Raw genomic sequence first — 14,250 nt, 5'->3', positions numbered from 1 at the left:
AGGCGATGTTCCATGAGGGACATCGCCTTTTTTTGTTGCACACAGCTTTTCTGAACTCACTGAAAAACCTGTGGGAGCGGGCTTGCTCGCGAAAGCGGTGTGTCAGCCAGTTAATTTGCCGACTGACACACAGCCTTCGCGAGCAAGCCCGCTCCCACAATGGACGGTGTCCGTCCTACAGAAGCGCGTTACATGCGGGAGTTTTCCGACAAGTCGCGTCGGTTGTGCTTCGGAAGTCGGCTGGGTAGGCTCTGAAGATCGCTGGAAATTCAGCGAACGGGCGTCGCGGCCTGATAACTGATGCATAATCGCCAACCTGACAGCACCTGCCGGTGCCTGTTGGTTGTTTCATGGCGGCTGTGCGCGGGATACCTTTCTAGGGAGGTATGCCGATTTCTCAGTTATCGGTCCGCGAACCCGCGTACAGCTGCCACCTCAGATTGCGTCGCGGCAATCGAAGGTAGCTCCACTTCACCAACTGAGAACTCATCATGATCAAACCCACACCGAATCCCCCCGAAACCTCCCCCTACGAATCCCTCGATTCCAGAAAACTCCACGACGCCGCCGAACGTGCGCTGGATCACTACCTGAAACCCTCCGCCGCCGCTGTGAGATTCCACAAACCCAGCAGCATGTTCCAGGTCGCCCCGGACATGGACAACGAAAGCCTGCTGGTTCACGCCTGCGAATCACTGGCCTCGGCGAGCATCATGACCAGCGACATCGCAGCCTATGTGGACAGCCCGCAGCGGCAGACGATTCTGGCGATCCAGCAGATCATCATGCTGGCTGAACTGGCGGTGAATCGGGTGCTGGATAATGTGGAAATCACCCAATCTGCGGCGCACAGCTGAGCCATAGTGGGAGCGGGCTTGCTCGCGAAAGCGTCAGCACATCCAACACTTGCGGTGACTGACACACCGCTTTCGCGAGCAAGCCCGCTCCCACAGTGGAATTGGGTGAGTCAGTTAGAGATTGGTCGGCTCGTAGGCCGCCATCGCTGGCAAGCCAGCTCCCACATTTGGATTGGGTGTGGTCAGTTGGAGATTGGTCGGCTGTCAGGCCGCCATCGCTGGCAAGCCAGCTCCCACATTTGGATTGGGTGTGGTCAGTTGGAGATTGGTCGGCTCATAGGCCGCCATCGCGAGCAGGCTCACTCCTACAGTTGGAATGGATGTGGTCAGTTAGAGATCGGTCGGCTGTCAGGCCGCCATCGCTGGCAAGCCAGCTCCCACAGTTTTGATTTGTGTACGCCCCATGCGGCGCAGCCGCCCCACTCAACACAATGAGCGCAAGCTCGAGTACCGCTTTTGATCTTGATCCACGGGCGACGTCGGAAGGCTGAGTGGAGGGATTGATCCGGGGGTGGGAGCGCAGCGACCGTTTGGCGCAGCCAAACACAGCGAGAGGAGGTGCAGCGAAGCAAACCGGAGGCGCTGCGCCCGGATCAATCCCGCAGCGAAGGAACCCCGAGCCCCAGCGAGCGGGCCGAACGCAGGAGCAAGCGTTTTTTGCTTACTTTTTTAGGCGCTTGTAAAAAAGTGAGTCGCCGTCAGGGCGAAACCCTAAGTAGCCGTTACCAAAAAAACGGATATGTACACAAAAAACCAAGAACCTGGTCGGCCCAAAGGCCGCCAAGTCCAAAGCGAGCCCCCTGTCAAAACCCTGAACACACAAGCAGAAACACCCCCCCCATTGAAACCACCCAAAGCCTGCCCCATCTAAGACCCATACCCCATTGCGCAGGTGCCCCAATGAGCGACCAGCAAGAATTCCCGGACAACCCCGACGACTACACCGAAGCTGACCACATCGAACACCACTCCACCGGCAAAGGCCTCGCCCTGCCCGGCCAGAACCTGCCGGACAAGGTCTACGTCATCCCGATCCACAATCGCCCGTTCTTCCCGGCCCAAGTGCTGCCGGTCATCGTCAACGAAGAACCCTGGGCCGAAACGCTCGATCTGGTGAGCAAATCCGAACACCACTCCCTGGCCCTGTTCTTCATGGACACGCCCCAGGAAGACCCGCGCCACTTCAACACCAAAGCCCTGCCGCAATACGGCACGTTGGTGAAGGTGCACCACGCCAGCCGTGAAAACGGCAAACTCCAATTTGTCGCCCAAGGCCTGAGCCGCGTACGCATCAAGACCTGGCTCAAGCACCATCGTCCACCGTACCTGGTGGAAGTCGAATACCCGCACCAGCCGACCGAGCCGACCGATGAGGTCAAGGCCTACGGCATGGCGCTGATCAACGCGATCAAGGAACTGCTGCCGCTGAACCCGTTGTACAGCGAAGAGCTGAAGAACTACCTCAACCGCTTCAGCCCCAACGATCCGTCGCCGCTGACCGACTTCGCCGCCGCCCTGACCTCCGCCACCGGTTCCGAGCTGCAAGAAGTGCTCGACTGCGTGCCGATGCTCAAGCGCATGGAAAAAGTCCTGCCGATGCTGCGCAAGGAAGTTGAAGTCGCGCGCCTGCAGAAAGAGATCTCCGCCGAGGTCAATCGCAAGATTGGCGAGCATCAGCGCGAGTTCTTCCTCAAGGAACAACTCAAGGTCATCCAGCAGGAACTCGGCCTGACCAAGGACGACCGCAGCGCCGACCTTGAACAATTCGAGCAACGCCTGGAAGGCAAAGTCCTGCCGGCGCAGGTACAGAAACGCCTCGAAGAGGAAATGAACAAGCTGTCGATCCTCGAAACCGGATCGCCGGAGTACGCGGTCACCCGCAACTACCTCGACTGGGCGACCTCGGTGCCGTGGGGCGTGTACGGCGAGGACAAACTCGACCTCAAGCACGCGCGCAAGGTGCTCGACAAACACCACGCCGGCCTCGATGACATCAAGGATCGCATCCTCGAATTCCTCGCCGTCGGTGCCTACAAAGGCGAGATCAGCGGCTCGATCGTGCTGCTGGTCGGCCCGCCGGGCGTGGGTAAAACCAGCGTCGGCAAATCCATCGCCGAATCCCTCGGCCGACCGTTCTACCGCTTCAGCCTCGGCGGCATGCGTGACGAAGCCGAGATCAAGGGCCACCGCCGCACCTACATCGGCGCGCAGCCGGGCAAACTGGTGCAGGCGTTGAAAGACGTCGAAGTGATGAACCCGGTGATCATGCTCGACGAGATCGACAAGATGGGCCAGAGCTACCAGGGCGACCCGGCCTCGGCGCTGCTGGAAACCCTCGATCCGGAGCAGAACGTCGAATTCCTCGACCATTACCTCGACTTGCGCATGGACCTGTCGAAAGTGCTGTTCGTGTGCACCGCCAACACCCTGGATTCGATTCCCGGCCCGTTGCTGGACCGGATGGAAGTGATTCGCCTGTCGGGCTACATCACCGAAGAAAAAGTCGCCATCGCCAAGCGCCACCTGTGGCCGAAGCTGCTGGAAAAGGCCGGCGTGTCCAAAGCCAGCCTGAGCATCAGCGACAGCGCGCTCAAGGCCTTGATCGACGGTTACGCCCGTGAAGCCGGGGTGCGCCAACTGGAAAAACAGATGGGCAAACTGGTGCGCAAAGCGGTGATGAAGCTCATCGACGACCCGAAAGCGGTGATCAAGCTCGGCCCGAAAGACCTCGAAGCCTCGCTGGGCCATCCGGTGTTCCGCAACGAACAAGTGCTGTCCGGCACCGGCGTGATCACCGGTCTGGCCTGGACCAGCATGGGCGGCGCGACCCTGCCGATCGAAGCGACGCGGATTCACACGCTCAATCGTGGCTTCAAACTCACCGGGCAACTGGGTGATGTGATGAAAGAGTCGGCGGAGATCGCCTACAGCTACGTCAGCTCGCACCTGAAATCGTTCGGCGGCGATCCGAAGTTCTTCGATGAAGCCTTTGTCCACCTGCATGTGCCGGAAGGCGCGACACCGAAGGACGGTCCAAGCGCCGGCGTGACCATGGCCAGTGCCCTGCTTTCGCTCGCACGCAACCAGGCGCCGAAAAAAGGCGTGGCGATGACCGGCGAACTGACCCTGACCGGGCATGTGCTGCCGATTGGCGGGGTGCGCGAGAAAGTCATCGCGGCGCGGCGGCAGAAGATTTTCGAGCTGATCCTGCCCGAACCGAACCGCGGTAACTTCGAAGAACTGCCGGACTATCTGAAAGAGGGAATTACCGTGCACTTTGCCAAGCGCTTTGCGGATGTGGCGAAAGTGCTGTTCTGACAGTTATCTAAGGCCTGACACACCGCCTTCGCGAGCAAGCCCGCTCCCACATTGGTTGTGTGGTGATCACAAATCCTGTGTTCATCACAAAACCCTGTGGGAGCGGGCTTGCTCGCGAAGGCGTCTGTAGCGACACCACTGACTGCCTGACGGTCACACTTTGTCTCATCTTCAGTTATGCTCGCCGTTCGTCGCCAACACCGGAGCCACTGAGCCTATGTCCCCCACTCGCCTGTTCGTCCCCCTCGCCCTTTCCCTGCTGGCCGCCTGCGCCACGCAGCCGAAACACAACGTGACCGTGGAAAAACAGAGCGAATGCCCCGTGCGGCTGACCAACGGACAAAACCTGATCGTGATGCTACCAAGCAATCCGACCACGGGTTATCGCTGGGCGATTCAGGATTCGGCGGGCGGTGTGCTACATGCCCTCAGCCCCGAGGTTTACAGCAGCCCGAAAGATTCCGGCATGGTCGGCGCGGGCGGTTTTTCCACCTGGCGCTTCCAGGCCTTTGCCACCGGCACCGGCCGCCTGCGCCTGACCTCGCAGCAACCTTGGGAGCCCGAAGTAACACCAGTGGAAACCTTCGACTGCGCCATCTCGGTGAACTGAGCGTGGGCTGGCTGATTCTGGCGCTGATGGGCGCGGTGACGTTTCTCTACGGCGTGAGCACCCATGCGGCGCTGCTCTGCCTGTTGGTCAAACCGCTGCCGGTGCTGGCGCTGCTCGGCTGGCTGCACGATGCGCCACCCAGCGACTATCGGCGCTGGATCAGTCTGGGGCTGATTTTCTCTTTGCTCGGTGACGTGTTGTTGGCGTGGCCGGGGGATTTGTTCGTGTTTGGCCTGGGTGCGTTTCTGGTTGCACACCTGGCGTACCTCAAGGCTTACCTCAGCGATTGCAAGCGTCTGGCGCTCTTGCCGCTGGTGCTCGCGCTCGGCGTGGGCGCGGTGCTGCTGGGGCTGCTGATCTCCAGCGGTCTTGGGCCATTGCTGGTGCCGGTGGTCGTCTACGGCACCGCGATCAGCGCCATGCTCTGGCGCGCCCTCGCCCGCCTCGGCACCGACGTGCCCAAGCGTTCGGCGCTGCTGGCGGCGGCGGGCGCGGTGTCGTTCGTGTTCTCCGACAGCGTGATCGGCATTGATCGCTTCGTATCGCCATTCCAAGCGGCCCCATACGTGATCATCCTCAGCTACTGGCTGGGCCAGTGGGGGATTGCCGCTTCGGCGTTCTCCCCCGCCAAACGATGAAACCGTTGTGGCGAGGGAGCTTGCTCCCGCTCGGCTGCGCAGCAGTCGTAAAACCTGAGTACGAGGTATACCTGCAGTATCGCGTGCCCCGGAATTGGGGTCGCTTCGCAACCCAGCGGGAGCAAGCTCCCTCGCCACAGGTATGTGTTTCGGGCGTGCGTGCGGCGGTTTATCAGACAACCCAAGCATCCCGACGCCACTTTGGCTAAAATGCCGGCCTTTTCCACCGACACCGCCGGAACCGCCGTGAGCAAAGAACCCGATCGCATTTTCGCCCAGCCGATGGCCCAGGTGCCTGACTTCGCCTTCAACGAGGACGTGGTGCGGGTGTTCCCGGACATGATCAAGCGCTCGGTGCCGGGTTACCCGACCATCGTCGAAAACCTCGGCGTGCTCGCCGCGCAGTTCGCCCAACCAAACAGTGTCCTTTACGATCTCGGCGCCTCGCTCGGCGCCGTGACTCAGGCCCTGCGCCGCCACGTGCGCACCGACGGTTGCCGGGTGATCGCGGTGGATAACTCGGCGGCGATGGTCGAACGCTGCCGCGAATACCTCAACGGTCAGGATTCGATGTTCCAGGAGTTGCTGCCGGTCGAAGTGATCGAAGGCGACATTCTCGCGCTCGAATTCAAACCAGCCTCGGTGGTGGCGCTGAACTTCACCCTGCAATTCATCGCACCGGAACAGCGCACCGCGTTGCTCTCGCGTATCCGCCAATCGCTGCTGCCCGGCGGCGCGCTGATTCTGTCGGAGAAGCTGCGCTTCAACGATGCGCAAGAGCACGCGCTGCTCACCGATCTGCACGTCGCGTTCAAACGCGCCAACGGCTACAGCGAACTGGAAATTGCCCAGAAGCGCAGCGCCATCGAAAACGTCATGAAGCCCGACAGCCTCGAAGAACACCGCGAACGCCTGCTGGCCGCCGGGTTCTCGAAAGTCGTGCCGTGGTTCCAGTGTCTTAACTTTGCCTCGTTGATTGCCTTGCCATGATTGATCTGTCCCCCCTCGCCCGCCGTCTGGCCGGCACGCCGCTGGCCGACTGGGCCAACACCCTGCAAGGGCAACTCGACAAGAAAATGGAGAAAGGCCACGGCGATCTGGAGCGCTGGCAGAGTGCGCTGGACGCGTTGCCGAAGATCCAGCCGAGCGAAGTCGATCTGCTCAACGGCCTGAAACTCGACACCGATTGCGACGATGAAACCCGTGCACAAATGCGCACCGCACTGATGGGCCTGTCGCCGTGGCGCAAGGGGCCGTTCGACCTGTTCGGCGTACACGTCGACACCGAATGGCGCTCGGACTGGAAGTGGTCGCGGGTCGCTCCGCATCTGGATCTGAAGGGCAAACGCATCCTCGATGTCGGTTGCGGCAACGGTTACTACATGTGGCGCATGCTCGGCGCCGGTGCCGACAGCGTGATCGGCGTTGATCCGAACTGGCTGTTCTTCTGCCAGTTCCAGGCCGTGCAGCGTTATCTGTCCGAGCCGAACGCGTGGCACCTGCCGTTCCCGTTCGAAGACCTGCCGCCGAACCTGGAAGGCTTCGATACGGTGTTCTCGATGGGCGTGTTCTACCACCGTCGTTCGCCGATCGAGCATTTGCTGGCGCTGAAGGATTGCCTGGTCAAGGGCGGCGAACTGGTGCTGGAAACGCTGGTGGTTAAAGGCGACAAGCATCAAGTGCTAGTGCCAGAAGATCGCTACGCGCAAATGCGCAACGTGTGGTTCCTGCCATCGGTGCCGGCGCTGGAATTGTGGCTGCGCCGAGCAGGCTTCACCGATATTCGTTGTGTCGACGTCAGCATGACGACGGTCGATGAACAACGAGGCACCGAATGGATGAAGTATCAGTCGTTGAGTGACTTCCTTGATCCGGAAGATCACAGCAAGACCATCGAAGGCCTGCCGGCGCCGATGCGGGCGGTGATTGTCGCGAAGAAATAACCCAATCTCCCCTGCACAGGAGATCCCCCCTGTGGGAGCGGGCTTGCTCGCGAAAGCGGTGTGTCAGGCAACATTTAATCGCCTGACACACCGCTTTCGCGAGCAAGCCCGCTCCCACATTGGGTGTTGTGTTTATTCAGATGGCTTTGCGCGCCGGGCGCGGAAGAATTCGGTCAGCACTGCTCCACATTCTTCGGCCAGTACCCCACCCTCATACAACACCCGGTGATTCAAAAAGCCCTGGGTAAAAAACTGCCCCTGACTCTGCACAATCCCGGCCTTCGGCTCCAATGCGCCATACACCACCCGCGCAATGCGCGAATGCACGATCAGCCCGGCGCACATGCTGCACGGTTCCAGCGTCACGTACAGCGTGCTGCCCGGCAGGCGATAGTTGCTGACGGCTTGCGCAGCGGCGCGGATCGCGACCATTTCCGCGTGGGCACTCGGGTCGCTGGTGGTGATCGGGCAGTTGTAGCCACGCCCGATGATTTCGCCGTCCTGCACCAGCACCGCGCCCACCGGCACTTCGCCCAGGACTGCGCCTTGCTCGGCGAGGGCCAGTGCTTCACGCATGAAATCGCGGTCACGGCTGCGGTCGATGATCGCGGCGGGGCGAATCTGGCGCATCACTTCACCTCGATGGCGGCCATCAGGCCGGTTTCCATGTGGTCGATCACATGGCAATGGAACATCCACACCCCCGGGTTATCCGCCACCAGCGCCACTTGCGCACGCTCGTTCTTGCCCAGCAGGTAGGTGTCGGTGAAGTACGGGGTGATCTTGTGCCGGTTCGACGCAATCACCTTGAAGCTCATGCCGTGCAAGTGGATCGGGTGCTGATACTGGGTCATGTTCTTCAGTTCGAAGATGTAGCTCTGGCCCAGTTTCAGGCTGGCAATCGGCCGATCGGCGCAGGTCTTGTCAGTGATGTCCCAGGCCTTGCCGTTGATCTGCCACAGGCTCGGCGGCTTGCCGTTGTCGACATTCACCGACACCGAACCGACCCATTCGAAATTGAAGTTGAGTTTCTCGGCATTCGCCAGATCCGGCTCGGCCACCGGGTTGGCGGGCAAGGCTTTCGGCCACTCGGTCGGCGCATCGTTGTTGGCCACCGAACGCAAAGTCCCCAGACGCACCGGGCCATTGCGCAGCGACAACTCTTCACCGGCCGGCGGCGCCTTGATCGCCAGACAAATACGCATGCCCGGGCCGAGCCAGTATTCCTTGCCCAGCGGCCGCGGCTCGACCGGGTTGCCGTCCAGCGCATAAATCTGCGCTTCGACGCCGGGGATGTTGATGCGATAGGTCAGCGTGTTATCGAGGTTGAGCAAACGCACCCGGGTGATCTGCCCGGCCGGCAATTCGATCACCGGCGAGGGCACGCCGTTGATGGTCGACAGCCGCCCCGCCGTACCGCCACGCGCCGCTTCGCGCGGAACACTGAACTCGACGAAATGCCCCTCATCGTCGATGTGCCAGTTCTTCAGACTCAGGGTCTTTTCGTACTTGAAACCGGTCGGCTCGCGCTCTTCGACAATCAACGGCCCGACCAGCCCGCGCCCCAGCTCTTCGCTGCTGCTGACGTGCGGGTGATACCAGTAGCTGCCGGCGTCCGGCACGCGGAATTTGTAATCGAAGTATTCACCGGGCAGCACCGGCAGTTGCGAGACATACGGCACACCGTCCATCTCCAGCGGCAGACGGATGCCGTGCCAGTGAATGGTGGTCGCCACCGGCAGGTGGTTGATGAAACGCACCCGCAGCCACTCGCCCTGACGCACGCGCAGTTCAGTGCCCGGCGCCGACGGGCCGAACGCCCACGCCTCGGTCTTGTGCCCTGGCACCAATTCAACGTCCAGTGGCGCCGCGATCAGCTCGTAGTCGTGGCCCGCGTCAGCATCGGCCATCTTGCCCAGCCAGTAGCGCGACGCGCCTCCTGCTCCGACACCAACGACAACAAGACCGGCCAGGCCACCGAGGATTTGGCGACGGGTAAAGGACATGAACTCAACTACCTCACGTATCTGCTTCGGGCGCCGGGCCCGCAAAAGGCAAATACGATACACCTGCAATTGCGAAACAGTAAGGGCAGCGCGGCGGATGGACGCAGTTGCGCCTCGCGCGTACACGATTTCGAGCGCTCAAGTGACATAACTATGTAGTGCACATGCATCGAACAGCCGGGCGATCCTGTGCCACCCGTTTCTCATGGATAGAGAGTTCAACCACATGCCAAGCCCGATGCCCAACGCCGCCGACAAGGCCGCGCTCAAGGCGATTGCCGCCACCGTCATCCAGACCTGCCCGAGCCTGCAGGATGCCGCTCGACAGGTCGCCAACGATTTGCTGAGCAAATACCAGGTTCACGGCCTCGACCCGGATCAAGTGTATTTCCACCGCTTCGACGCCTCGCAAAGCAGTTCGAAAGCCTTCACCGGCTGGGAGCATGTGCACGCCACGCCCACTTCAAGCATGACCCTGACCCAACTGGTGATTCACCGCTTCCGCGTGGCTGATCAGGACAACGCCGACCTGCTCGACGTCTATGGCGGCTTCTACACTGCCGGCCCCGATGCCCGCACCTTCGATGAGCGCAATGAAGTGCGCCTGCACGGCAACGACGTGCTCAAGGACTTCTGGAGCATCGACTTCAGCACGCTATACGACGATCAACTGAACGCATTCTGGAACACCAGCGGCAGCGACTTTCGTACCCTGGCCAAGTGCAATTTCCTGATCAAAGCCCTGCAGGCGCGGGACCAACGTCAGCTGAGCGACGCGGATTTTCTGTTCGTCACGCGAGCGGTGATCGGCCCGCTGACCTGGCCGGTGAACCTGGCCATGCTGCAGGCACAACAGCGTTGTCCGAACAGCGTGCGCAGGCTGGATCTGGCCGGTTATGCCGCGATCAACGTTCTGCGTTTCGTCGCGCCCCAGGGTCGGCAGATCCTCTATCTGCCCGGTGACAGCGACGCTTTTCAGGTACTGGAAACTACCACCGACCTGCACTTCTGGATCCTGCAGCGGATGAACAAACGCGCTGCCCGCGAAACATTCCTTGCGCATTTCTCGCTGGCCGACCGGCAGCAGATCAACGCCAACCTTGGCGAGCTGATGAATCGCCTGGTAGCAACGTGGGGCCGCTACGACCACTCGCTGATCAATCAGGACAACCGCGCGGTCAGCGGCGACGCCTTCACCTGGCTGAGCGACTCGACCCGCGCGGCGATGTTTGCCGAGGCCAGCCTGTCCCTGACCTCCAATGGCGACCAGCGCAAGAAGCTGTGGATCGGCTACCTCAGCGCCGGGGTCAAGGTGTTCGGGCCGATGGCCGTGGTCGGCTGGCCAATCGCATTGCCGGTGATTGGCGCCAGCATTGCCAACATGGGCTTGAATATTGATCAGGCGGTCAATGGCAAAACCGCCACCGAGCGCAAGGCCGGAATCCTCGGTGCAGTCCTCAGCGGCATCGACATGCTGTTCAACCTGCTGGTCCTCAAGGGTCCGGGATCGCTGGTCGAAGTCGGCCCCGAGGTGGATGCCGCCGAAGCGGCGGAAATGGCCGACCTGATCGAGAGCAATCAACCTGAACCTGCACCACCGGCGGTGCAGGCGCCCCCGATCCCGACTGATCTTCCCGTAGCGCAGACACCTGCCACGAACATCCCGCAATCGTTCAAGATCAACCGGGTCTTGGGCGAGGACACGCTGATCAGCGAGTCGGGCAAATTTCGTGGTATCCATCGACTGGCATCCAATCCCTCGTCCGCAATCAGCCTTGGTGACAGCGCCTACTACGTGCGTTTTGAAGAAAACCTGAATGGACGTGGCAACTGGGCAATCATTGATCCCGCCAGGCCCGACGCCTTTGCCGGCTCGATCCCCGTCCGGCTGAACGCTGACGGTGCCTGGGAGGTGGCGCCGAGATTGGGGCTTCGCGGCGGTCTCGATATCCCCATGATCGCCGGTGGCAGTGAAGCGAGCGGTCCCGCCGTCGAACCATGGGCGCAAACACCGGGCATCCATGTTCCCGGACTCGATGATCCCGACATGCGCGCCTGGGCGCTCGGCGGTCCGGATCTGCAAGCCCAGTTCCGCCGCGCCTGGACCCTGGGCGGCATCGACATGCACAGCGTGATCAGGCCCGAAACCGAAGCAGGCAATGCACTCATGCCGCATGCGCATGAGGTGATCTCGTTAAGCGAGTTCGACCTGGCGCAGGAACAAGCACGTGCGACGCTGATCAGCGATGCCAACGCCTGGTATGAACTGCACCCGCCGGCTCCACGCCTGCATGTACTGCCGCCGGAGCCCGTCGCCTCCCCGAGCGACTTGTTCGACGTCGCGCTGGCGGAGAAACCCGGGCTGGTGATCGGTGAAAGCCGCGGCAGCATCGGCAGCAAGAAACTGCTGATCGAACACATGCCGCATCTCGCCCGCAGCGGTGTGAAGACCCTGTACCTGCAAGAGTTGCTGGCCAACGTCAATCAACTGGATCTGGATGCGTTCGCCCGCACCGGGGAAATGTCCGAGGAACTGCGAGACTACCTGAACAGAATCGACTTCCGGGCCGGCAACGACCCGGACGGCAAATTCAACCTGATGGCGCTGGTGAAGGCCGCCAACGCCCAGCGCATCCGACTTCAGGCGATCGACCTGTCGACCACTTACAACATCAACAAAGATTCGCTGCAGCCCTTCCCCAACAACCAGATGGCGCGCAGCTTCTTTGCCGGCGAAGTCATTCGCTTTCATCAGGAACTCAATGGCCCAGGCAAATGGGTGGCATTGGTCAATCAGGAAAACATGAGCGCCTTTCGCGGCTATCAAGGCATCAGCGAGCAGACCGAGGCCTTGAGTGTACGCATCGACGATGTAACGCCGGGACAAGCCGAAGCCATCGGTAGCGACCCTGGGCTGGCGGTGGAATATGCCGATTACCCCGACTCCCCGGTCGAGGAAATTGCCGGAGGCCTGAGCGATCCCGACAGTATTCAAAACCTGATCAAGGGCGACTGGCGGGTGCAAATGGAAACGCCATGGGCATACCGCACCCCGCAAAATCTGCGCGCACTGTTGCCGGAACCGGGAATGTTCACGTTTCAGCGCTACCGCAGCAGCCTGCTGGTGGTCTACCGCAATGCCGAACGCCACATGGCTGACAGCGCGATCAGAATCACCCCCGCCGGCAGGCTCAACCTCGATACACCGCTGGCCCCGCCCCCTGAATCGCTGACCGTGGACACACTGGACGAGTTGAAACAGGCGCTGATCGAAAAAGGCCTGAAGCCGATGGGTTGGCCTCAAGTGAGCGCCACAACGCTGCTTGAAGACACTCCGCGACCAGTCATCCCGTCGAACTGGCAGGCCAATGAGTTGCTGGATGGGATTACTCCGGTGAACGAGCCAGGAAAATTCCAGGGCATTTATCTGCTCGATTCGAATCCTGCGACCGCGATCTCGATCGACGACACCGCCTATTACGTACGCTACGAAACCGACATCAACGGCAGCGGACACTGGGCTGTCATTGATCCCGAGCATCCTCACGGCTTTACTCGCTCGATCCCGGTACGCCTGAACCCTCAGGGCGAATGGGAAACCATACCCCGCGCCGGCCTCAGTGGCGGTGGCAAGCCTGCGGTAACGGCCGGACCGAGCAGCCGCAGACCGGTGCTCGCCCTGCCCGCCTCGCAATACGACATGCCGGCGCCGCTTAAAACGGAGTTGGAGGAAGGCGCGGACGGCCTGAATGACGAAGCATTGCGTGATTTCTATGACAGCCTGAACGAGTTCGATGCCTACCGCGACTTCAAGGGCATCCGTAAACGCCTGTACCGCGACGCCCGGGATTTTTTCAGCACCTTGCGCCTGCCCGAACGCCCTCCCGTCCCCACCCTGGCAGCCGACGCGACCGCCGAGGAGATCATCGAGAAAATCCTCGAACATGCCCGGGGCTTGGTGATCGGTGAAAGCCACACCGCCGTTGGCAGCAAGCAATGGCTGATCGAGAACATGTCGTTGCTGGCCAGCAAACAGGTGAAGAGCCTGTACATGGAGCATTTGCTGACGGACTTCCATCAAGCCGCACTGGACGAGTTCTTCCAGACCGGCAACCTGCCGAAAAAACTCGAGGCGTATCTCAAGGCGCTCGACGTCGGCAACATGACCGATCCGCTGCAGCGCTACACGTTTCTGGAACTGGTCAGGGAAGCCAGAAAACAGGGAATCCACGTGCAAGCCATCGACTGCATGGCAAGTTATCGCCTCAATGGCATGGACATTCCGTCCGGCGATGAGGCGGCGCGGCAGAAAATGATGAATTACTTTGCCCGCCTGGTGATCCGCGCCGACCAGGCTGCGCGGGGCGCACACAAATGGGTGGCGCTGATGGGCAATTCCCACTCCAACAGTTTCGAAGGCGTGGCCGGCGTCAGCGAACTGGAAGAGGCGATCGGCATTCGCGTCGAGGATGTCCCCGAAGGGACTGCACGGGGCATCGAAGTCGACCCGGGGAAAATCCTGCCGTTGGGCGGTACCGAGCATGATCGCTCGGCACTGGTCAGGGGCGACCTGCGCCTGCAGATGGAAACGCCCTGGACCGCGCACACCATGACGGAATTCGAAACCCTGTTGCCGCGCTACGGCATGTACTCCCTGAAGCAGCAACCCAACATGACCTTCATCGTCCATCGCAGCCGCACGCAACAGCTGGTGCGGACCATCATCGAGACCGACGGCAAGCGCTTCTACATCGAACGCCCCGGCTGGCCTTCGGTGAGCGGTAAACGCTACCCGAGCATGAAAGCGCTGCTGCAGGCACTGGATGACATGGGCATGCAACTGGGCGGCTGGTCAAAACCGCTGTAACGCAAAAACGC

9 protein-coding genes are annotated in these 14,250 nt (G+C 61.2%); 7 read left to right on the top strand and 2 right to left on the bottom strand.

Features of this window, described 5'->3' with window-relative positions; all coding sequences use genetic code 11:
* Positions 1-491 precede the first annotated feature (491 nt).
* From LCH64_RS21840 to cmoB, 6 genes are all read left to right on the top strand, one after another.
* Positions 492-857, top strand: a complete 366-nt coding sequence (locus LCH64_RS21840) for a DUF6124 family protein (protein ID WP_226501215.1) — start codon at positions 492-494, stop codon at positions 855-857.
* 900 nt (positions 858-1,757) lie between these two features.
* Positions 1,758-4,175, top strand: a complete 2,418-nt coding sequence (gene lon / locus LCH64_RS21835) for an endopeptidase La (RefSeq protein WP_003227839.1) — start codon at positions 1,758-1,760, stop codon at positions 4,173-4,175.
* Positions 4,176-4,392: 217 nt separating this feature from the next.
* Positions 4,393-4,785: a protease inhibitor I42 family protein gene (locus tag LCH64_RS21830; protein ID WP_003227841.1), complete on the top strand. Its 393-nt coding sequence runs from the start codon at positions 4,393-4,395 to the stop codon at positions 4,783-4,785.
* A 2-nt stretch (positions 4,786-4,787) separates the two neighbouring features.
* Positions 4,788-5,423, top strand: a complete 636-nt coding sequence (locus tag LCH64_RS21825) for a lysoplasmalogenase (protein ID WP_226501214.1) — start codon at positions 4,788-4,790, stop codon at positions 5,421-5,423.
* 210 nt (positions 5,424-5,633) lie between these two features.
* The gene (gene cmoA / locus LCH64_RS21820) at positions 5,634-6,413 is read left to right on the top strand and encodes a carboxy-S-adenosyl-L-methionine synthase CmoA (protein ID WP_003227846.1); all 780 of its coding nucleotides are present in this window, start codon (positions 5,634-5,636) and stop codon (positions 6,411-6,413) included.
* Positions 6,410-7,366, top strand: a complete 957-nt coding sequence (cmoB, locus tag LCH64_RS21815) for a tRNA 5-methoxyuridine(34)/uridine 5-oxyacetic acid(34) synthase CmoB (protein ID WP_226501213.1) — start codon at positions 6,410-6,412, stop codon at positions 7,364-7,366. The genes cmoA and cmoB overlap by 4 nt, the downstream gene beginning before the upstream one ends.
* 132 nt (positions 7,367-7,498) lie before the next feature.
* On the opposite strand, the gene tadA is transcribed toward cmoB, so the two are convergent.
* Both tadA and LCH64_RS21805 read right to left on the bottom strand, forming a co-directional pair.
* A complete protein-coding gene (gene tadA, locus LCH64_RS21810; protein WP_003227849.1) occupies positions 7,499-7,996 on the bottom strand; it encodes a tRNA adenosine(34) deaminase TadA in 498 nt (165 codons plus the stop codon).
* Positions 7,996-9,372: a multicopper oxidase family protein gene (locus LCH64_RS21805; protein WP_226501212.1), complete on the bottom strand. Its 1,377-nt coding sequence runs from the start codon at positions 9,370-9,372 to the stop codon at positions 7,996-7,998. The genes tadA and LCH64_RS21805 overlap by 1 nt, the downstream gene beginning before the upstream one ends.
* A gap of 226 nt (positions 9,373-9,598) precedes the next feature.
* Between LCH64_RS21805 and LCH64_RS21800 the strand changes: the two genes are divergently transcribed.
* The gene (locus tag LCH64_RS21800) at positions 9,599-14,239 is read left to right on the top strand and encodes a membrane-targeted effector domain-containing toxin (RefSeq protein ID WP_226501211.1); all 4,641 of its coding nucleotides are present in this window, start codon (positions 9,599-9,601) and stop codon (positions 14,237-14,239) included.
* The last annotated feature ends 11 nt before the right edge of the window (positions 14,240-14,250 follow it).

The sequence above is a fragment of the Pseudomonas sp. MWU16-30322 genome, from assembly GCF_020515535.1.
Taxonomy (GTDB): Bacteria; Pseudomonadota; Gammaproteobacteria; order Pseudomonadales; family Pseudomonadaceae; genus Aquipseudomonas; species Aquipseudomonas fluorescens_H.
Note: the sequence above shows the minus strand (reverse complement) of the source record. Positions and strands in the feature narration are given on the sequence as shown.